The 20575-nt window shown below is 56.7% G+C and carries 17 protein-coding genes; 11 read left to right on the top strand and 6 right to left on the bottom strand.

The window, feature by feature from the left end; genetic code table 11:
* Positions 1-22: 22 nt before the first annotated feature.
* The 3 genes from secA to LCM21_RS15040 all read left to right on the top strand — a co-directional run bounded on the left by secA (position 23) and on the right by LCM21_RS15040 (position 5346).
* Complete coding sequence (secA, locus tag LCM21_RS15050; protein WP_224891337.1) at positions 23-2740, top strand: preprotein translocase subunit SecA; 2718 nt, start codon at positions 23-25, stop codon at positions 2738-2740.
* A gap of 100 nt (positions 2741-2840) precedes the next feature.
* Positions 2841-3764, top strand: a complete 924-nt coding sequence (locus LCM21_RS15045; protein ID WP_224891336.1) for a hypothetical protein — start codon at positions 2841-2843, stop codon at positions 3762-3764.
* Positions 3765-3789: 25 nt separating this feature from the next.
* On the top strand, positions 3790-5346 hold the full coding sequence (locus LCM21_RS15040; RefSeq protein ID WP_224891335.1) for a phosphate ABC transporter substrate-binding/OmpA family protein: 1557 nt from the start codon (positions 3790-3792) through the stop codon (positions 5344-5346).
* A 3-nt stretch (positions 5347-5349) separates the two neighbouring features.
* Here LCM21_RS15040 and radC read toward each other — a convergent pair whose 3' ends face one another.
* From radC to dnaK, 3 genes are all read right to left on the bottom strand, one after another.
* Positions 5350-6105, bottom strand: a complete 756-nt coding sequence (radC, locus tag LCM21_RS15035; protein ID WP_224891334.1) for a RadC family protein — start codon at positions 6103-6105, stop codon at positions 5350-5352.
* Positions 6106-6336: 231 nt separating this feature from the next.
* Complete coding sequence (dnaJ, locus tag LCM21_RS15030; protein ID WP_224891333.1) at positions 6337-7485, bottom strand: molecular chaperone DnaJ; 1149 nt, start codon at positions 7483-7485, stop codon at positions 6337-6339.
* Between the two features lie 74 nt (positions 7486-7559).
* Positions 7560-9470, bottom strand: a complete 1911-nt coding sequence (gene dnaK, locus LCM21_RS15025; protein ID WP_224891332.1) for a molecular chaperone DnaK — start codon at positions 9468-9470, stop codon at positions 7560-7562.
* A gap of 211 nt (positions 9471-9681) precedes the next feature.
* Here dnaK and LCM21_RS15020 point away from each other — a divergent pair, with 211 nt between their 5' ends.
* Positions 9682-10284: an alpha-ketoglutarate-dependent dioxygenase AlkB family protein gene (locus tag LCM21_RS15020; protein WP_224891331.1), complete on the top strand. Its 603-nt coding sequence runs from the start codon at positions 9682-9684 to the stop codon at positions 10282-10284.
* Here the strand turns inward: LCM21_RS15020 and LCM21_RS15015 are convergent.
* A complete protein-coding gene (locus LCM21_RS15015; protein WP_224891330.1) occupies positions 10281-11102 on the bottom strand; it encodes an ABC transporter permease in 822 nt (273 codons plus the stop codon). The genes LCM21_RS15020 and LCM21_RS15015 overlap by 4 nt on opposite strands.
* A 121-nt stretch (positions 11103-11223) precedes the next feature.
* Between LCM21_RS15015 and cysQ the strand changes: the two genes are divergently transcribed.
* The 7 genes from cysQ to LCM21_RS14980 all read left to right on the top strand — a co-directional run bounded on the left by cysQ (position 11224) and on the right by LCM21_RS14980 (position 19223).
* Positions 11224-12021: a 3'(2'),5'-bisphosphate nucleotidase CysQ gene (cysQ, locus tag LCM21_RS15010; RefSeq protein ID WP_224891329.1), complete on the top strand. Its 798-nt coding sequence runs from the start codon at positions 11224-11226 to the stop codon at positions 12019-12021.
* Complete coding sequence (locus LCM21_RS15005; RefSeq protein ID WP_224891328.1) at positions 12021-12821, top strand: 3-deoxy-manno-octulosonate cytidylyltransferase; 801 nt, start codon at positions 12021-12023, stop codon at positions 12819-12821. The genes cysQ and LCM21_RS15005 overlap by 1 nt, the downstream gene beginning before the upstream one ends.
* 70 nt (positions 12822-12891) lie before the next feature.
* The gene (galE, locus tag LCM21_RS15000; RefSeq protein WP_224891327.1) at positions 12892-13875 is read left to right on the top strand and encodes a UDP-glucose 4-epimerase GalE; all 984 of its coding nucleotides are present in this window, start codon (positions 12892-12894) and stop codon (positions 13873-13875) included.
* A gap of 7 nt (positions 13876-13882) precedes the next feature.
* Positions 13883-14920, top strand: coding sequence for a glycosyltransferase family 2 protein (locus tag LCM21_RS14995; protein WP_224891326.1), 1038 nt, complete (start codon positions 13883-13885; stop codon positions 14918-14920).
* Between the two features lie 167 nt (positions 14921-15087).
* A complete protein-coding gene (locus LCM21_RS14990) occupies positions 15088-16074 on the top strand; it encodes a glycosyltransferase family 2 protein (protein ID WP_224891412.1) in 987 nt (328 codons plus the stop codon).
* Positions 16071-17771 (top strand): DUF5927 domain-containing protein, encoded by a 1701-nt coding sequence (locus LCM21_RS14985; RefSeq protein ID WP_224891325.1) that lies wholly within the window; start codon positions 16071-16073, stop codon positions 17769-17771. Before LCM21_RS14990 ends, LCM21_RS14985 begins: the two co-directional genes overlap by 4 nt.
* Before the next feature lie 6 nt (positions 17772-17777).
* Positions 17778-19223, top strand: coding sequence for a sulfotransferase domain-containing protein (locus LCM21_RS14980; protein ID WP_224891324.1), 1446 nt, complete (start codon positions 17778-17780; stop codon positions 19221-19223).
* Here LCM21_RS14980 and LCM21_RS14975 read toward each other — a convergent pair.
* Positions 19207-19725 (bottom strand): L,D-transpeptidase family protein, encoded by a 519-nt coding sequence (locus tag LCM21_RS14975; protein WP_224891323.1) that lies wholly within the window; start codon positions 19723-19725, stop codon positions 19207-19209. The genes LCM21_RS14980 and LCM21_RS14975 overlap by 17 nt on opposite strands.
* A gap of 57 nt (positions 19726-19782) precedes the next feature.
* On the bottom strand, positions 19783-20568 hold the full coding sequence (locus tag LCM21_RS14970) for an ion transporter (RefSeq protein ID WP_224891322.1): 786 nt from the start codon (positions 20566-20568) through the stop codon (positions 19783-19785).
* Positions 20569-20575 lie beyond the last annotated feature (7 nt).

Raw genomic sequence — 20575 nt, 5'->3', positions numbered from 1 at the left:
GAACTGATCCGCTGGAGTGAACATGCTGGGACTCGGAACGCTCGCCAAAAAGGTGTTCGGAACACCGAATGACCGAAAGATCAAGGCGACCCGCCCGCTGATCGAAAAGATTAACGCGCTGGAGCCCGAGTTCGAGAAACTGTCAGATGACGGCCTGAAGGAAAAGACCGAAGAGCTGCGCCAGCGCGCGCTGGACGGTGAAAGCTTGGATGACCTACTACCCGAAGCCTTTGCCAACGTCCGTGAAGGCGCCAAGCGTGCGCTGGGTCTGCGGGCCTTTGACGTACAGCTGATGGGCGGTGCGTTTCTGCATCAGGGCAATATCTCGGAAATGAAAACGGGTGAGGGCAAGACACTGGTCGCCACCTTCCCCGCCTACCTGAACGCGCTGACCGGCAAGGGTGTGCATGTGGTCACGGTGAACGAATACCTGGCCAAGCGCGACTCGGAATGGATGGGTAAGGTCTTTGCCGCTGTTGGAATGACGACCGGCGTGATCTGGTCGGGCCAGCCCGATGCCGAGAAAAAAGCCGCCTACGCCTGTGACATTACCTATGCCACGAATAATGAGCTGGGTTTTGACTACCTGCGCGACAACATGAAGGCCGATCTGGCCGAGATTTACCAGAAATACCATAACTTCGCGATCGTGGACGAAGTTGATTCGATCCTGATCGACGAGGCGCGGACACCGCTGATCATTTCGGGTCCGTCTCAGGATCGCTCGGATCTGTATACTGCGATTGATGGCCTGATCCCGTCGCTCAGCGATGATCACTTCACCCTGGATGAAAAGTCCCGCAACGTGACCTTCACGGATGAGGGCAACGAGTTTCTGGAAGAACAACTGATTGCCGCCGGACTGATCCCCGAAGGGCACTCGCTTTACGATCCCGAAAGCACCACGGTCGTGCACCACGTCAACCAGGGTCTACGCGCGCACAAACTGTTCACGCGAGACAAGGATTACATCGTTCGCGATGGCAACGTTGTTCTGATCGACGAGTTCACTGGCCGCATGATGCCGGGTCGCCGTCTGTCCGAAGGTCTGCACCAGGCCATCGAAGCCAAGGAAGGCGTGGCAATCCAGCCCGAAAACGTGACACTGGCCAGCGTGACGTTCCAGAATTACTTCCGCCTATATGACAAGCTGGGCGGCATGACCGGCACGGCGCTGACCGAGGCAGAGGAATTTCAGGAAATCTACGGTCTGGGCGTGGTCGAGGTTCCGACCAATAAACCGATTGCCCGAGTGGACGAAGACGATCAGGTTTATCGCACGGCCGCCGAGAAATACACTGCGATGATCGCGGAAACCAAAGAGGCGCAAGCCAAGGGCCAGCCTGTCCTGCTTGGCACCACTTCGATCGAAAAATCCGAGTTGCTGAGCCAGATGCTGCAAAAAGAAGGCATCGCACACAATGTTTTGAACGCCCGCCAGCATGAGCAAGAGGCGCAGATCGTCGCCGATGCGGGCCGTCTTGGTGCGGTCACGATTGCCACCAACATGGCAGGGCGCGGCACCGACATTCAGTTGGGCGGCAATGTCGAAATGAAGGTTCTGCAGGCGCTGGCCGAAAACCCCGAAGCCGATCCGGCCGAACTGCGCGCCGCGGAAGAAGCACGCCACGCCGAAGAAAAAGAAAAGGTTCTGGCCGCCGGCGGCCTGTACGTGATGGCGTCTGAACGCCACGAAAGCCGCAGGATCGACAATCAGTTGCGGGGCCGTTCGGGCCGCCAGGGCGATCCGGGACGGACGGCCTTCTACCTCAGCCTCGAAGACGATCTGATGCGTATCTTCGGTTCGGAACGGCTCGATAAGGTGCTGACCACGCTGGGCATGAAAGAAGGCGAGGCGATCGTCCACCCCTGGGTGAACAAGTCGCTGGAACGCGCGCAATCCAAGGTCGAAGGCCGTAACTTCGACATGCGCAAGAACGTTTTGAAATTCGACGACGTGATGAACGACCAGCGAAAGGTCGTGTTCAGCCAGCGGCGCGAGATCATGTCTTCGGACGACCTGTCCGAGATCGTCTCGGACATGCGCGAACAGGTGATCGACGATCTGATCGACGAATACATGCCGCCAAAATCCTATGCCGACCAATGGGACACTGACGGTCTGCACGAGGCGATCAAGGAAAAGCTGACCATCGATGCCCCGGTTCAGGATTGGGCTGTCGAAGAGGGCGTGGATGACGAACAGATGCGCGAGCGTCTGGTCAAGGCAGCGGACGAGATGATGGCGCAAAAGGCCGTGGCCTTTGGCCCGGAAAACATGCGCAACATCGAAAAGCAGGTCTTGCTGCAAACCATCGACAGCAAATGGCGCGAACATCTGCTGACGCTTGAACATCTGCGTTCGGTCGTTGGGTTCCGTGGCTATGCCCAGCGCGATCCGCTTAACGAATACAAGAATGAAAGCTTCCAGCTTTTCGAAAGCATGCTGGATTCCTTGCGGGAAACCGTAACTCAGCAATTGTCTCGCGTGCGTCCTCTTACAGAAGAAGAACAGCGCGAGATGCTGGCCCAGATGGCAGCCCAACAGGCGCAGGCCCAGAAAGCCGTTGATCAGGCAGCCGACAAGGCCGAACCCGTAGCTGAGGCCAAGGCCTCGGGTGATGCGCGGCCCGGCTTTGTCGAAGATGACCCTTCAACCTGGGGGAACCCATCGCGCAACGATCCATGCCCCTGCGGATCGGGTAAGAAATTCAAACACTGCCACGGGCGACTGACCTGACATTCAAACATTCGCGACACATTGAGTCCCCCTCACGGCCACATATTGGCCGTGATTGGGTATCAACATGCGACTCGCTCCTTCAACTGGGGAGGGTGTTTTGTTTGTAATAAAGAATTACGTGACAACCGGCGGTACTGTCGTTTGTGCGCTGGCTATCGGTTACCTGATGCAGAATGGACTTCCTGCGTGGTCTGATCACGCGCAGGGTTCCGATCACGTTGCCATCAATCAGAACGCAGATGTTTCCGAGCTGGAGGGTATTGTGCTGACCTCCTCTACCCCCGCCTATGGAACACACACCCATACCACTTCTTTACCACGGACGCTGCAACCCAATCGGTCGACCCCCTCGGACCGTGTAGATTGCAGCGTCAGCGCCCGGGCGTATGCCGTACCTGGCGCAGCCGCGCAGTTGCGCGTCAAGGCGCCCTGCCACGGCAATCAGCGGGTCGAAGTGCATCATAGCGGTTTGACGGTAACTCAGCTGACAGACGAACATGGCGCACTGACTCTGACGGTTCCGGCCCTGTCGGAATACGCGATTTTCCTGATCTCATTTGAAGATCAGAAAGGAACCGTAGCGACCACGCATGTCCCTGACATTGGGCAATATTCACGCGTTGCCGTGCAATGGCAGGGCGAGGCCGACTTGCAAATTCATGCGTTGGAATTCGGTGCAAGCTATGGCGACGTCGGTCATGTGTCATCGGACGCTGATGCGCAGGGCACAGGGAACGTCGTACATATGGCTCAGCCCGCGTTTGCCGATGCCCGCAATGTCGAAATTTATTCCTTTCCTGCGGCACAGACAGACCGCTCCGGTTCGATAGAATTGACGGTCGAGGCCGAAGTTACTCCGGAAATTTGCGGCAGGGATCTGAATATTCAACTGCTGGACTTGCGAGACGGGCAAAGCTTGCAGTCGCGTGATCTGATGCTGAATTTCCCGGACTGTTCCAGAACTGGTGAGTTTCTGGTGTTGAATAATCTGTTCCAAAACCTGACAATCGCGGGAAACTAAATCCGCAGGCAGGCTTGAACTTCAGATGACATTTCTTCGTGTGGTGGCAGCCGCACTTTTTTCGGCGACAATCGCCACAGCCGTTCACGCTCAGGACATTTCGCTGACGTCACATGACGGCAAGATCGAAGTGACCGGTACCTTGCTGGGCTTTGACGGGGAATTCTATCGCATCGACACCCAATTCGGAGAGCTTACGGTCGATGGGTCCGGGGTTACATGCGATGGTCCCGCCTGCCCAAGTCTTACAGATTTCGTTGCCGAAGTGCGGTTTTCAGGGTCATCGGTCATGGCAGAGAAAGTTATGCCAGCCCTGCTGATAGGATTTGCAGATCAGGAAGGTTTGACGATGAAGGCCGGTAACTCTGCGCCGGGTACTCTGACTTATGAACTGTACCGGGACGGGCGCGAAACACCGCTTGGGCGCTTCTTCTTCAATATCGGGAACACAAGCAAGGGCTTTACTGATTTCACCGCAGATAGGGCCGATATCGTGATGGCGTTGCGCGAAATTCGCCCCGGCGAACAAGAGGCAGCCGAGCAGGCCGGGTTGGGTGATCTGACCCGCACACGACGGTCGCGCGTCGTGGCGTTAAACGCCTTGGCGCCCATTGTCGCGCCCGACAATCCGGTGCCTCATATTTCGCCGGCAGATTTGGCGCTTGTGCTGTCTGGCGCTATCAACAATTGGTCTGCTCTGGGCGGCCCGGACGCGCCCATTGCGCTGCACCTCCCCGATGCACAGTCAGGTTTGGCTCAGGGTATAGAGGATCATTTACTATCGACGGCAACTGACGAACCGCCTGAGCATGCTCAGCGACATGATCGCAGCAGCGATCTTGTTCTCGCTGTTGCCAACGACCCGTTTGCCCTTGGTATTGCCAGCCAGGCCGAAGCTGACGCAGCTCGCGCGCTGCCCTTGACCGGTGGATGCGGCCATGTCCTGAGGGCCACGCGGCAGGCGATAAAGACCGAAGATTACCCGCTAACATTTCCCATGTTTCTTTACCTGCCCGAGCGCCGCTTGCCCCGGATCGCGCGACAATTCTTGGCCTATACGCAAAGCTCCGATGCCCAAATGGCGATCCGTAGGGCGGGGTTTGTGGATCAAGCCCCTGAAATATTGGGCATCGGGCTTCAAGGGGATCGACTGGCCAATGCAGTGGCATCCGGAGGTTCTGAGGTCGGGCTGGAAGAGTTGCAGCGTATGATCAACACACTTAGACCCATGTCGCGTCTATCCCTGTCTTTCCGGTTCGAGGCCGGTTCTTCCCGTCCCGATGCGCAATCGCGATCAAATATCCAGCAACTTGCGCAGCTGCTCGAAGCCGGCACACTGGACGTACAACAACTGGTCTTCGTCGGCTTCAGTGACGGTGACGGTGCGGCTGCTGCCAATAACAGAATTGCTTTGCTGCGCGCGAAAACAGTACGCAACGCGGTACTGGCAGCCGTAGAAACCGCGATCCCCGAGCGTGTAAGCCTTGAGGTCGACGCCTTTGGGGAGGCGATGCCAATGGCTTGCGACGACACAAGTTGGGGCCGCAAAGTCAATCGCCGGGTCGAGGTTTGGGTAAGATAGCGATTACAGATACCCCTGCGAGCGAAAGCTCAGCTCGGTCGATTTGCCGATTATCAGATGGTCGTGCAACGTTAGCCCCAGCGCCAGACAAGCGTCCTGTATCCGGTTGGTCATGTCGATATCCGACTGCGACGGCGTCGGATCGCCCGACGGGTGATTGTGTACGAGAATAAGTGCCGAGGCATTAAGTTCAAGCGCACGTTTTGCCACCTCGCGCGGATAGACCGGAACGTGATCAACGGTTCCTTTGGCTTGCTCCTCATCCGCGATCAACACGTTCTTGCGATCCAGATAGAAGACGCGGAACTGCTCAGTCTCGCGATGGGCCATCGTTGTATGGCAATAGTCCAGCAGCGCATCCCAACCCGAGATCACATGCCGCTGCATCACCCGTGCACGGGCCATGCGATGGGCGCAGGCTTCTAGGATCTTCAGATCAGTGATCACCGTATCGCCGACGCCCTTGATCCGGCGCAGCCGTTCTTCCGGTGCAGTCAGAACACGGTTGAAGTCGCCAAACGTGTCCATCAAAGCCCGTGCCAGCGGTTTTACATCCTGACGGGGGATAGATCGAAACAACACAAGCTCGAGCAGCTCGTAATCCGGCATCGCGGCAGACCCGCCGGACATGAACCTTTCGCGCAGGCGTTTGCGGTGGTCTTTGATGTATGACGGCAACCGCCCAGAAGGCAGCGGCGTCACCGGGGCTTCGTCGCTTTCGAACAATGAGAGGGCTTCGGCGAAGGCGTCCTTTGTCATGCGCTAAGATTGGCGCAGAATCAGTTTCTGAAAGGTTAACGCGCCTTACCTTTACTGCGCGCCAGATTACTCCTTCATCGATGCTTGGGTATGATAGGGACTTCCCTTTCGGAAGTTTCTACCGAATCCAATGATCAGGCACTATTGAAGGGACCATTGCCCCTGCGTTTGAAACAAAATTGAGCCAATCCGCAAGGATCGGCTCAGTTTATTTGACCAAGGGATATGAAACTAACCCTTCATACCGTCCCAGAAAGACTTCACAGACGAGAAAAAGCTTTTTGATTCCGGGTGGTTATCCTCACCCAGATCATCGAACTCTTTAAGCAGTTCTTTCTGACGGCTGGTCAGGTTGACCGGGGTTTCCACGGCCAGTTCTATGAACATATCACCGACGCCACCACCGCGAAGGGCAGGCATGCCCTTGCCGCGCAGGCGCATTTGACGGCCCGATTGGCTACCGGCCGGGATCTGTACGCGACCGCGCCCGCCGTCGATGGTGGGAACCTCAATCGAACCGCCCAGCGCGGCCTTGGCCATGCTGACCGGTACACGGCAATAGAGGTTCACGCTATCGCGTTCGAACAGCTTGTGATCGGATACTTCGACAAAAATGTACAAATCACCCGGAGGGCCACCGCGCATTCCGGCTTCACCCTCACCCGCCAAACGGATGCGGGTTCCTGTTTCAACACCGGCGGGAATATTGACAGACAGAGCGCGTTCTTTTTCAACGCGGCCTGCGCCACCGCAGACCTTACAAGGATTCTTGATTATCTGACCCAGCCCGGAACAGGTCGGGCAGGTACGTTCCACTGTGAAGAAACCCTGTTGCGCGCGGACTTTGCCCATACCCGAACAGGTCGGACAGGTGGTTGGTTCCACCCCGCCTTCCGCCCCCGTACCATCACAGGCCGAACAGGCCACGGCAGCTGGTACGCTGATGGTTTTCTGAAGGCCCGAGAACGCCTCTTCCAGCGTTACGCGCAGGTTATAGCGCAGGTCGGACCCGCGTGCAGCACGTCGGCCGCCGCCGCCACGCTGGCCGCCCATAAAATCACCAAAAAGGTCATCGAACACATCCGAAAAGGCGCTGGAGAAATCGCCCTGACCGAATCCACCGCCGGGACGCGCGCCAGCGCCGCCCATGCCGTTTTCAAACGCAGCATGGCCAAACCGGTCATATGCGGCCTTTTTTTCAGCATCGCGCAACACGTCATAGGCTTCGTTCGCTTCTTTGAACTGCGCCTCGGCGTCCGGGTTGTCTGTGTTACGGTCGGGATGCAGCTCTTTCGCTTTTCTGCGAAAACCTTTTTTGATCTCGTCCGCCGATGCGCCCTTGGATACGCCGAGCACATCGTAGTAGTCGCGTTTTGACATCAGTGTTTCCTTCTGCCTCAACGTAATCGGGCCGGCCCGGCATCCGGACCGGCCCGCATTGGCCCGGTTACCCGTTAGTTACGCTTGTCGTCGTCAAGATCTTCGAACTCGGCATCGACGATATCGTCATCACCCGCCTGAGCAGCATCTGCCGCCGCAGGCTCATCTTCGGCCTCTTCGGACTGCGCCTTGTAAATGGCCTCACCCAGTTTCATCGCGGCTTCGGTTACATTCTGGATACCGGACTTGATCTTGTCGGCATTGTCGGTTTCCAGCTCATCCTTCAGCGCGGCAATGGCCAGCTCAATGGCTTCGATGGTGGTCGGGTCGACCTTGTCGGCATGCTCTTCCATCGACTTTTCGGTCGAGTGGATGAGGCTTTCCGCCTGGTTCTTGGCGTCGACCAGTTCGCGGCGTTCCTTGTCGGCTTCCGCGTTCTCTTCGGCGTCCTTGACCATCTTTTCGATGTCTTCATCGGACAGACCGCCCGAGGCCTGGATGGTGATCTTCTGCTCTTTGCCGGTGCCTTTATCCTTGGCCGAAACCGAGACAATGCCGTTGGCGTCGATATCGAAGGTCACCTCGATCTGAGGCATGCCGCGTGGTGCCGGCGGGATGTCTTCAAGGTTGAATTGACCCAGGATCTTGTTGTCCGAGGCCATTTCACGCTCACCCTGGAACACGCGGATGGTCACGGCGTTCTGGTTGTCCTCGGCGGTCGAGAACACCTGAGACTTCTTCGTCGGGATCGTGGTGTTGCGGTCGATCAGACGGGTGAACACGCCACCCAGCGTCTCGATGCCCAGCGACAGAGGGGTCACGTCCAGCAGTACAACGTCTTTGACATCGCCCTGCAGAACACCGGCTTGAATGGCAGCACCCATGGCGACTACTTCATCCGGATTCACGCCCTTGTGCGGCTCTTTACCGAAGAATTTGGTAACCTCTTCGATCACTTTCGGCATCCGGGTCATACCACCGACCAGAACAACCTCGTCCACATCGCCCGCGGACAGGCCCGCGTCTTTCAGGGCGGCCTGGCAGGGCTTCATCGACTTCTTGATCAAGTCGCCAACCAGCGATTCCAGCTTGGCGCGGGTCAGTTTCATGACCATGTGCAGCGGCTGGCCGTTCGAACCCATCGAGATAAACGGTTGGTTGATCTCGGTTTGTGAGGTCGAAGACAGTTCAATCTTGGCTTTTTCAGCGGCTTCTTTCAGGCGCTGTAGCGCCATCTTGTCTTGCGACAGGTCGACACCGTGTTCCTTTTTGAACTCATCTGCCAGATAGTTGACGATGCGCATGTCAAAGTCTTCACCACCCAGGAAGGTGTCGCCATTGGTCGATTTGACCTCGAACAGACCATCGTCGATTTCAAGGATGGTCACGTCGAAAGTACCGCCACCAAGGTCATAAACCGCTATGGTGTGGGTTTCTTGTTTGTCCAGACCATAGGCCAGCGCTGCTGCAGTCGGCTCGTTAATGATCCGCAGCACTTCCAGACCAGCGATTTTACCGGCGTCTTTGGTGGCCTGACGCTGCGCGTCGTTGAAGTATGCGGGAACCGTGATAACGGCTTGTGTGACTTCCTCACCCAGATAGCTCTCGGCGGTTTCCTTCATCTTGCCCAGAGTGAAGGCCGAGATCTGGCTTGGGGAGTACTTTTCACCGCGGGCTTCCACCCACGCGTCGCCATTGCCGCCATCAACGATGGCGTAGGGTACCATTTTCTTGTCTTTTTCGACTTCCGCATCGTCAACCCGGCGACCGATCAGACGCTTGACGCCAAAAATCGTGTTGTCGGGGTTGGTGACCGCCTGGCGTTTTGCAGGCTGACCGACCAGTCGCTCATCTTCGGTAAAAGCGACGATCGAGGGCGTGGTCCGCGCCCCTTCTGCGTTTTCGATGACCTTCGGCTGCGAGCCGTCCATGATCGCCACGCACGAGTTCGTGGTTCCTAGGTCAATCCCGATTACTTTTCCCATGTGTTCAATCCCTTTCTCTTCAAGGCGATGTCCGAGGTCCGGACCCGTTATGGCACCCGGCCCCATCTGTTTTGCACTGTGGCTCTACACCATTGCGCGTCCCGGCGTATATAAGGGCGGGACGAATGGCCTGCAAGCATTGTAAAACGCAGGTTTTCGGGAATCTGTGGCCTTTTTCGGCAAGGTTTTGGCAAGGATTGGGGAATCTTGGATGGCACGGCTGCGTGTGCGCGGATTTGATATCAGAAAAGCGTGGCTGGACGGACCGGCACAAACGCGGATGATTGAATGCCTACGCCCAGTGCTGAAATCTGCACCGCTGTTCCGGCCGGTAACGCCCTCGGGCAAGGATATGTCGGTGCGCATGACATCGGCCGGATCGCTGGGTTGGGTCACCGACAAGGCGGGTTATAGATACCAGTCACAACACCCCAAAGGCACGGTCTGGCCCGCAATTCCGGATCAGATCATGGATATCTGGCGTCAACTCGGAAGCCCAGACCGCGACCCTGATTGCTGCCTGATCAACTATTATGGCGAAGGTGCCCGGATGGGGCTGCATCAGGATAAGGACGAGGCTGATTTTTCGTGGCCGGTCCTGTCGATCTCATTGGGCGATGATGCCCTGTTCCGTATTGGGAATCCGACGAGAGGCGGCAAGACCGAGTCGATCTGGCTGAACTCGGGCGATGTCGTTGTCATGGGCGGCCCGGCCCGTCTGACCTATCACGGCATAGACCGCATTCGCTTCGGCTCATCAAAACTGTTGCCCAAGGGTGGACGCATCAACTTGACCCTGCGTGTCGCCCGTTAACGCCGCGCATCCCAGCTTTGCGACACGTGCTGCCGAGTGAAGAATATCCCCAGCAAACCAATCAAGAGAAGGGCCAAGCCGACCCAAAGCGCATATTCCCAGCTTGTGTTACGCGGAAAATAGTTGCGAAAAACAAAGCCGCGGCACTGGTCGATGATGTGAAACAGCGGGTTCCAGGCAAACATGGCCAACGTGGCCCCGCCCAGCGCGTTGGCCACAAACATCTTGCCAGAAAAGATCATGTTCATCCGCCGGTAGACATTGGATAGGATGGAAACCGTGGTGGGGAACCACGGCCTCAACGCCATGAAAACCACTCCGGCCGCGCAACCGGTGAACCAGGCCATGATCAGCATGGCAAATGCACCGCCAGGGTCCTGAAGCTCAATCGGTGAAACTGCTACGCTGTATAGGAAGAGGATCACGATAATCGTCATCAGCTGGGTGTAAAGCATCCCGAAGGCAGTCGCCAGCAGCATCACCATCATGTTCATCGGCGAATGCAGCATCATCGGGTTGTTGCCGGTATTCAGAGCGGCAATGGAGCTGATGGATTTAATATGGGTCAGAAACAAGAACACACCAGACAGCAGGAATAAAATGAACTCCCCCCGGATTTTTGCGATACGCGGACCCATGAAAGACATGATCAGGTAGAACACGGCAACCAGGGCCAGAACCTGAAGGATGTTGATGAGAATGGCCAGAACGGCGTTGTGATGCTGCGACCGCACGCTGCGCACAACAGCGTGGAAGATGAGTTCAGCCGTTGTGAACGCATTGCCCAGTAATGTACGGTTTCGCCTGAAATAAAACACTCGACGCGTCTTTCTCTTTTTTCACCTGCAATTTGATACGAAATTCTTGCCGTTCCGTAACCAGCACATCATAAGGCCGACAGATTATTCGATCAACAAATCACAGGAACGGAGCATTTTTGTGACCCATGACGCCCTCATTCCCGTTATCCGACGTTTGGCTTTGGAAGCTGGCGACAAGATCATGGAGATTTATGAGGCTGATGATTTCGACGTCAAAGTGAAATCGGATGCCAGCCCCGTGACCGAAGCGGATGAGGCCGCGGATACCCTGATCTCGGCGGGCCTGCGCGAGGCATTCCCCGACATTCTGCTGGTGACCGAAGAGCAAGCGGCCTCGCATTCCCAGAAAGGTGATACGTTCCTGATCGTTGACCCGCTGGATGGCACTAAGGAGTTCATCAACCGTCGCGGTGATTTCACGGTGAACATTGCGCTGGTTGAACACGGCGTTCCAACCCGCGGCGTCGTTTATGCCCCGGCCAGGGGACGCATGTTCTATACCTTGCCAGATGGCCAGTCGGTTGAAGAAACCGGCGCGTTGGATAAGGCTAAAGCCGGGGATATCCGGCCAATTTCCGTCTCTAATCCGGACAATTCGGCGTTGATGATTGTCGCATCAAAGTCACACCGGGACCAGGCGACCGAAGATTACATCAACAAGTACCAGGTTCAGGACAGTAAAAGCGCGGGCTCGTCCCTGAAATTCTGCCTGGTGGCCACAGGCGAAGCCGATCTGTATCCCCGTGTTGGCCGAACGATGGAGTGGGACACGGCCGCAGGTCATGCCGTATTGAGCGGAGCGGGCGGCAAGGTCGTGCGCTTTGATGACCATACTCCGCTGACTTATGGGAAGGACGGCTATGCAAACCCGTTCTTTATCGCATACGCTCCGGGTGTTGACCTGAAAGAAGCCTGATGTCCGTTCTGATCGCAATTCCCGCCCGGTATGCCTCGACCCGATATCCGGGAAAACCCCTTGTGCCGCTGACGGGCGCAAATGGCACTACCATGACACTGATTGAGCGGTCGTGGCGGGCGGCTTGTTCGGTCTCAGGTGTCGACAAGGTGGTCGTCGCCACTGATGATGACCGCATTCGCGAAGTGGCCGAAGGCTTTGGTGCCGAAGTCGCGATGACTTCGGAAGGCTGCCAGAATGGCACCGAGCGCTGTGCCGAAACGCATGATGCGTTGGGCACGGGTTACGACATCGTCGTGAACCTGCAAGGGGACGCGCCGCTGACGCCGCATTGGTTTGTCGAAAACCTGATCGCTGGCCTGCGAGCCGCACCGGAGGCCGAGGTGGCCACGCCCGTGTTGCGGTGCGACGGCGACGCGCTGAACAGCTTGCTGAACGATCGCAAACATGGGCGTGTCGGTGGCACCACTGCGGTCTTTGCCGCAGACCACAGCGCCCTGTATTTCTCGAAAGAGGTCGTGCCTTACACCGCCGAAACCTACGGGGGCGCTGAGACGACGCCGGTGTTTCACCATGTTGGTGTCTACGCCTATCGTCCCGATGCGTTGGCCGCCTACCCCACATGGCCGGTTGGCCCGCTTGAGCAACTGGAAGGGCTGGAACAGCTGCGATTTATGGAGAACGGCCGCAAGGTTCTGTGCGTCGAAGTCGAAGCCAGGGGACGCCAGTTCTGGGAGTTGAACAACCCGCAAGACGTTCCCAAGCTTGAGGAAATGATGGCGGCGATGGGGGTGGATTGATGCCACGTCCCCTAACCCCCGGGCACGCAGCAGGCGTGCTAAGTGCAATATTTTCGTTCTGGAAGGCTAGATGACCAATATCCTTGTCACCGGCGGGGCCGGGTACATCGGTTCTCATGCCTGCAAGGCACTGGCGCAATCAGGTTATACGCCAGTAACCTATGACAACCTGGTAACTGGGTGGCAGGATGCGGTTAAATTTGGACCATTCGAACAGGGTGATCTGCTGGATCGCGCAAGGTTGGACGAGGTTTTCGCCAAGTACCAGCCCGCCGCCGTAATGCATTTTGCCGCCCTCAGCCAAGTGGGTGAGGCGATGTCCCAACCCGGCAAATACTGGGCCAATAATGTAACCGGCTCACTATCCTTGATTGAGGCTACCGTAGCCGCGGGATGTATGAACTTTGTATTCTCATCGACCTGCGCAACCTATGGCGAGCATGATAACGTTGTATTAAACGAAGACACGCCGCAAATGCCGCTCAACGCTTACGGAGCCTCAAAACGTGCCATTGAAGATATCCTGCGTGATTTCGAGACCGCGCATGGGCTGAACCACGTGATCTTTCGCTATTTCAATGTGGCCGGAGCCGATCCGGATGGCGAGGTCGGAGAGTTCCACCGACCCGAAACTCATCTCGTACCGCTAATGCTGGACGCAATCGATGGGAAGCGTGACGGGCTGACTGTGTTCGGCACCGATTACGATACCCCTGACGGCACCTGCATCCGCGACTATGTGCATGTCTGCGATCTGGTGGATGCGCATGTGCTGGGGCTGAAGTGGCTTGAACAGGGCAAAGGCAGCCGGGTGTTCAACCTTGGCACCGGCACCGGGTTTTCAGTGATGGAAGTGATCAGCCATTCCAAAGCTGTAACCAATCGCATGGTGCCCTACTCCATCGGGCCACGACGCGCAGGGGATTGCACCAAACTGGTGTCAGGTTCACACCGCGCGCATGAAGAACTGGGTTGGACACCAAAAAGATCAACGTTAGAGACGATGATCAGCGACGCATGGCGCTGGCATCAAACCGGCAACTACGAAAAGTGAGCCGCATGTGACCGGTTACGCAACCGATATCCTTCCACACATCGGTTGGGTGCAAAAGTACCGGTTGCGCCTGAAAAGACGGCGGTTGCTCTGGCGATCTTTCCGCAGCCGCCACCAACTGACATGCCTCAAGGATCAGACCAAGCGGATCAGGCCCGGCGACGTTCTGGCCTTCACGACCCTGCGCAATGAAATCACACGGCTTCCGTGGTTCTTTCGCCACTATCGCGCGCTGGGGGTGGATCATTTTCTGGTGGTGGACAATGGCAGCGACGATGGTTGTGTCGAGTTTCTATTGGAACAACCTGATGTTTCACTTTGGCAAACGTCTGCCAGCTATCGCGCAGCACGATATGGGCTTGATTGGCTGACCTGGTTGCAAATGCGCTATGGGCACGGCCACTGGACCCTGATGGTTGATGCAGACGAGCTGCTGATCTACCCCGATCATGACCAAAACCCCCTACGGGACCTAACCGCAGCTTTGGAGCGGCGCGGCCAGATGGCACTTGGCGCACTGATGCTGGACCTGTATCCCAAAGGCCCGCTTGGCGCTCAATCTTACAAACCCGGGACGGATCCGACGAAAGTTCTGGACTGGTTTGATGCCGGGCCCTACCGCGCGCAGCGGCAAAGCCCGATGGGAAACCTATGGGTTCGGGGCGGAGTGCGAGAGCGCATGTTCTTCACCGGGCAGCCCCGAAAGTCGCCAACGTTGAACAAGATACCACTGGTTCGATGGTCGCGGCGCTATGCCTATGTAAACTCAACCCACTCTGCCCTGCCCCGGCACTTGAACGCGGCCTATGACGGGCCGGGCGCCGACGCCCCTTCGGGCGTTCTGCTGCACACGAAATTTTTGCCCGAAGTGGTCGCAAAGTCAGGGTCTGAGAAATCACGGCGTCAGCACTTTCACGATCCCGACCAGTTCGAGGCGTATTATGATGCCATTTGCAGCAGCCCTGACATGTGGACACCGCAGTCAGTGCGTTATGCAGGGTGGTCGCAGCTTCAGCGCATCGGGTTGATGGGGAAAGTGCGCTGAAAAGCTGCATATGCAACGAACGGCCTTAAAAAAGTTGCTTTGAAACACGCAACGATGGCATAAAACGTCAATGGCCCGGCACCACTCTGGATCGTCCAGCCCCCGGGCATGCTCGCGTAAACAAAAAAAGGCTGAGCAGACGCGTGAGCCTGTTGGATTCATACCGGATGAGATTGCGGCGCAAGCGCCGTCTTGTGCGCTGCCTGCTGAAACGGCACCAGTTGCAGCCGATCTCCGACAAGACGTCTGATATCCAGCGCGGCGACATATTGTTGATGAGCGTGCTTCGGAACGAGAAAATCCGTCTGCCCTATTTTCTGGAATACTACCGCAAGCTGGGCGTTGATCATTTCCTGTTCGTTGATAATGACAGCGCGGACGGCTCGGGCGACTACCTTGCCAGCCAGCCTGATACCTCGGTGTGGCGCGCAAAGGCCAGTTACAAAAAGGCATCGTTTGGTCTGGATTGGTCGAATTGCTTGCTGCGCGAATATGCGCACGGGCATTGGGTTCTGACGGTCGACCCGGACGAATTCTTCATCTACCCGTTTTGCGACACCCGCCCGGTTCGGGCCTTGACCGATTGGCTGGACGGCTGTGCGGTACGCAGTTTTGGCACCATGTTGATCGACATGTACCCACAAGGGCCGGTGGACCAACACCCCTATAGCGAAGGCCAGGACCCGTTTGAAATTGCCCGCTGGTTCGATGCGGGCAATTACATGATCACCAAGAATCCAGATTATAAGAACCTGTGGATTCAGGGCGGACCACGCGCGCGGGTGTTTTTCCGCGATAACCCCGGCAAGGCTCCGGCGCTGAACAAAATCCCTTTGGTGAAGTGGGATCGGCGCTATGTCTATGTCAGCTCGACCCATTCGCTGCTGCCGCGCGGATTGAACCAAGTCTATGACGAATGGGGGGGCGAAAAAACCAGCGGCGCGCTGCTGCACGCAAAGCTGATCAGCACCTTGGGTGAGAAAGCCCGAGAAGAGATGCAGCGGGGTCAACACTATCGCCGCTCGGGCGAATACCGCGCCTATGCCGAAGGGCTGGATGAGAAACCGGTATTCTGGTGTGACCAGTCCGAGAAATACATCAACTGGCGGCAGCTTGAGATTCTCGGACTTATGTCCAAGGGGAACTGGGCATGAGTAGGCTGGGAATTGTCATGTTGGTTCACACTGCCCTGCACAGGGCCGAGCAAGTGGCGCGTCACTGGACGGCCTCGGGTTGTCCCGTGGTGATCCATGTGGACGGCAAAGTGCCCGAGGGGGTTTTTTCCGAGTTCGCAGCCTCGTGCGCCGATGATCCGTTAATCCGGTTTTCCGAGCGTCACATCTGCGAATGGGGACGCTGGGGGATCGTCGCGGCCTCACAAACTGCGGCGGAAATGATGCTGGAAACGTTCCCAGAGGTGCACCACGTCTATCTGTCTTCGGGTGCGTGTCTGCCGTTGCGACCAGTACAGGAATTGGCTGAATATCTTTCGGATAGGCCACGGGTGGATTTCATAGAAAGCGCCACAACCGCCGATGTCAGTTGGACGATCGGCGGGCTGGACCAGGAAAGGTTCACGCTTAGATTTCCGTTCTCATGGCGCAGCCACCGCAAATTGTTCGACCTTCATGTTAAGTTGCAGCGCACACTTGGCATGCGTCGCAAGATTCCCGAGGGTCTGATGCCGCATATGGGCAGCCAGTGGTGGTGCCTGACGCGACAGACCTTGTCAGCCATCTTGCAAGACCCGAAACGGCAAATCTATGATCGCTATTTCCGACATGTCTGGATCCCGGATGAGAGTTATTTCCAGACATTGGCGCGCCTTTACTCAACCCATATCGAAAGCCGCTCGCTGACGCTGTCGAAGTTCGACTATCAGGGTCGACCTCATATTTTCTACGACGACCATCTACAGCTTTTGCGCCGGTCAGATTGCTTCGTGGCCAGAAAGATCTGGCCGCAGGCTGATCGTTTGTATCAGGGCTTCCTGACCGATCAGAATGGTGCCATGCGACCGACCGAACCCAATCCAAGCAAGATCGACCGGGTGTTTTCCAAGGCCGTCGAACGGCGAACCCGCGGACGCGACGGGCTTTACATGCAAAGCCGCTTTCCCCGCCACGGAAGCGAGAACGGGCTGACATCGTTCCCGTACTCGGTGTTTCAGGGCTTTACCGAGCTGTTCGAAGACTTTGAACCCTGGCTGGCCGAGGCCACGGGCGCCAGAGTGCACGGACATCTTTTCGACCCCGAACGGGTCGAATTCTCGGGCGGGGCCAAGATTGTGAACGGCGCGCTCAGCAATTGCGCCGTGCTACGCGACTATAATCCTACGGCCTTTGTCTCGAACCTGATCTGGAACACGCGGGGCGAGCGGCAGTGTTTTCAGTTTGGTCCCCGAGACACCCAAAAGATCAACTGGTTTCTGGCACGGGACAAGAACGCACAGATTTCAGTTATTACAGGGGCTTGGGCGATTCCACTTTTCCGGTCGAACATGAACTTCGCCGATATCCGTTGCGAAGCCGCACGTCTGCAACAGATCGAGACCAAGCAGCTTGAGGTTTTAACCTCGGTCTGGACCAAGGCGCGGGTTCGAACCTGGACACTGGCAGAGTTCGTGGAGTCCCCGATGGAACCCATGCAAAGCGTGATCGAAGAGATTGGCACCCCGCGCCCAACTCATCTGACAGAGGCGCCGAATATGGTGGATCTGTCCGGTTTTGGGAAATTCCTGCAAAACCTCAAGAACCAAGGAATGCACCCGTATCTGATGGGGGATTTCCCGACCGACGACCTATTTGGCGCGCAGGTTCGACCGTTCAAGAAACCCTATCTGGTGCAATAGCCCGCCATGTCGCAAAGGTTCGACTATTTCATCATCCTTGCGGCCATGCGCACCGGGTCCAACCTGCTGGAGTTCAACCTGAACGCACTGGATGGCGTCACCTGCCACGGAGAGGCGTTCAACCCGCATTTCATTGGTCGGCTTAAATCAGAAAACCTGCTGGGTGTAACGCTGGAGGACCGCGACGCGGACCCGATGAAGCTGGTGCGGGCGATCAAGGATGCTCCAGGTAAGCTGAACGGATTTCGGTTCTTTCAGGGGCACGATCCCCGTGTGTTAGAGTCTGCTTTGACCGACCCCCGATGTGCCAAGATCATTCTGACGCGCAATCCGCTGGACAGTTATATCTCGTTGAAAATCGCGCGGGAAACCAAGCAATGGCAGCTCAAGAACATCAAGCGCCGCCGCGAGGCGAAGGTTGAATTCGACGCACAGGAGTTTCAGGCATATCTGAATCAGCAGCAGGCATTTCAGGCGCAAACTCTAAATACCCTCCAGAGAACTGGACAAAGCGGGTTTTATATCACTTATGACGACCTGACTGATCTGGATGTTCTGAACGGTCTGGCGGATTGGCTGGGTGTTTCAGCGCGGTTGTCAGCGATTGACGACACGATCAAGCCGCAGAATCCCGAACCACCCCTATCCAAAGTCACCAATCCCGAGGAAACTGAACGCGCCCTCATCCGGATCGACAGTTTCAACCTGTTTCGCACACCAAATTTCGAACCCCGGCAGGCACCAGACGTCAGCAATTACGTTGCTGCCATTGATACCCCGTTGATGTACATGCCGCTGCGTGGTGGGCTAGCGCAGCCGGTTATTCAGTGGCTGGCCGATCTTGACGCGGTCGACGTTGACAACCTGATCAGCAATCAGAGCCAGAAGGAAATGCAGCAATGGTTGCTGGCCAATCGCGGCCATCGGAAGTTTACCGTGCTGCAGCACCCCTTGGCGCGGGCACATTTCACTTTTTGTTCGAGTGTCCTCAGCACTGGCCCGGGAACGGATCTTCAGCGGCGCAACCAACTGCGGAACCGTTTCAAAATCCCGATCCCCGGCCAGCTTCGCGACGGGAACTATCCGGTAGATCAGCATTATGACGCCTTCGCGGCCTTTCTTGCCTTTCTGCGCCACAACCTGGCCGGTCAGACGCCCGTGCCGGTGGATGCGATGTGGTGCAGCCAGTCTCAGGCGCTGGCTGGGATGGCCTCTTTCGCGTCGCCTGACCTGATCCTGCGCGAGGATGAGATCGCGACCGCCCTGCCGGATCTGGCCCGACGCATGGGACATGAAAACCCACCAGAACCTAACCCTGTTGCGGCGGATGTTCCATTCCTGCTGGCGGATATCTATGACGACAAGTTAGAGGCGCTGGCGACCGAAGCCTACCAGCGCGACTATATGCAATTCGGATTCGAAAATTGGAAACCGACTACGCGCGCAGCGTGATCAACGTGCCTTCGCTGACCATCGCATAAATCTCTTCAATCTCATCGTTCTTGACGGCGATGCAACCCGCAGTCCAGTCCGGTGTTTTTCTTGCACGTTTCAGTTCCGACCGCTTTTCGGGCTGGCCGTGAATGAAAATGTCACCACCCGGATCAACGCCGGCGGCTTCGGCCTTTGCGATATCCTCTGAGTTTGGATACGAAATACCAAGCGACAGATGATAGCGGCTGTTGGGGTTGCGACGGTCGATCAAATAGCTGCCTTCAGGTGTGCGTCCATCGCCGCGCCGGGTTTTGGTGCCGGTCGGCGCAAAGCCAAGATCAACCTTGTATTCCGTTAGAACACTTTCATTGTGCAGAAGATACAGCTTCCGCGCGCCCTTGTTTATGACCAAAGAGGTCACCTGAGGGCCATCATAAGTCAGAAATCTCGGGCCAGCCGAGGCACAGGCCGAAAGACCCAAAGTTGCCATAGCGCCCATTCCAAATGCTCGACGATCCATGTTTCACTGCCTGCTCATTTTTTTCAGCATTATGCCAGAATCGCGAAAAACTTAAAATCACTTTTTGGCGTTCTGCTGCTCGGTCAGGCGACGTTCGATGCTTTCCAGCCGTTCCAGCACTTCATCACGATAGGCGTCGGTTTTCACTTCATCCTCGGCATGGTGCGCATCTTGCATCGAGTTCACGATCAGGCCAACCAACAGGTTCACCACCGCAAAGGTCGTGACCATGATAAACGGCACAAAGAAGATCCAGGCATAGGGATAGACCTCCATCACCGGGCGTACGATTCCCATGGACCAGCTTTCCAGCGTCATGATCTGGAACAGCGTGTAGGCTGACAGACCCAGATCACCGAACCAGCCGGGAAACGACGCCGAGAACAGCTTGGTTGAGATCACCGCACCGATATAGAACAGGATTGCCATCAGAAGGAATACGCTGGCCATACCCGGCAAGGCCGAGATGAAGCCTTCGACCACGCGACGCAGGCGCGGTGCGACCGAGATAACACGAAGAACCCGCAAGATCCGCAGCGCCCGCAGAACCGACAGCCCGCCCGCAGTTGGAACCAAGGCAATGCCCACGACAACAAAATCGAAAATGTTCCAACCGTTGGTAAAGAACCGCCGTCCGGTGGCAACAAGCTTCATGGCGATTTCAGCCACGAAGATCGCAAGGCAGATTTGGTCCAACGTTAAAATCAGTGGCCCGGCGGCCCCCATCAGCGTTGGCGACGTTTCCATCCCTAACAGGACGGCGTTAAAGATGATGACTGCGGTAATGAACCGGCTAAAATTGGGACTATCAATGACCCTCAGCAGGCGCTGATTAAATCCCATTGTGGCT

The sequence above is a fragment of the Ruegeria profundi genome, assembly GCF_020171505.1.
In the GTDB taxonomy this organism is placed as follows: domain Bacteria; phylum Pseudomonadota; class Alphaproteobacteria; order Rhodobacterales; family Rhodobacteraceae; genus Ruegeria; species Ruegeria profundi.
This window is presented reverse-complemented; position numbering and strand designations above follow the sequence as displayed.

Bases quoted from the DNA above. Each gene is read 5' to 3' on its own strand.
- LCM21_RS14985 (WP_224891325.1), top strand. From the start codon at position 16,071: ATGAGTAGGCTGGGAATTGTCATGTTGGTTCACACTGCCCTGCACAGG.
- LCM21_RS15005 (WP_224891328.1), top strand. From the start codon at position 12,021: ATGTCCGTTCTGATCGCAATTCCCGCCCGGTATGCCTCGACCCGATAT.
- LCM21_RS15020 (WP_224891331.1), top strand. From the start codon at position 9,682: ATGGCACGGCTGCGTGTGCGCGGATTTGATATCAGAAAAGCGTGGCTG.
- galE (WP_224891327.1), top strand. From the start codon at position 12,892: ATGACCAATATCCTTGTCACCGGCGGGGCCGGGTACATCGGTTCTCAT.
- LCM21_RS14980 (WP_224891324.1), top strand. From the start codon at position 17,778: ATGTCGCAAAGGTTCGACTATTTCATCATCCTTGCGGCCATGCGCACC.
- radC (WP_224891334.1), bottom strand. From the start codon at position 6,105: ATGACAAAGGACGCCTTCGCCGAAGCCCTCTCATTGTTCGAAAGCGAC.
- LCM21_RS15040 (WP_224891335.1), top strand. From the start codon at position 3,790: ATGACATTTCTTCGTGTGGTGGCAGCCGCACTTTTTTCGGCGACAATC.
- secA (WP_224891337.1), top strand. From the start codon at position 23: ATGCTGGGACTCGGAACGCTCGCCAAAAAGGTGTTCGGAACACCGAAT.
- LCM21_RS14990 (WP_224891412.1), top strand. From the start codon at position 15,088: ATGAGATTGCGGCGCAAGCGCCGTCTTGTGCGCTGCCTGCTGAAACGG.
- dnaJ (WP_224891333.1), bottom strand. From the start codon at position 7,485: ATGTCAAAACGCGACTACTACGATGTGCTCGGCGTATCCAAGGGCGCA.
- dnaK (WP_224891332.1), bottom strand. From the start codon at position 9,470: ATGGGAAAAGTAATCGGGATTGACCTAGGAACCACGAACTCGTGCGTG.
- LCM21_RS14975 (WP_224891323.1), bottom strand. From the start codon at position 19,725: ATGGATCGTCGAGCATTTGGAATGGGCGCTATGGCAACTTTGGGTCTT.
- LCM21_RS14970 (WP_224891322.1), bottom strand. From the start codon at position 20,568: ATGGGATTTAATCAGCGCCTGCTGAGGGTCATTGATAGTCCCAATTTT.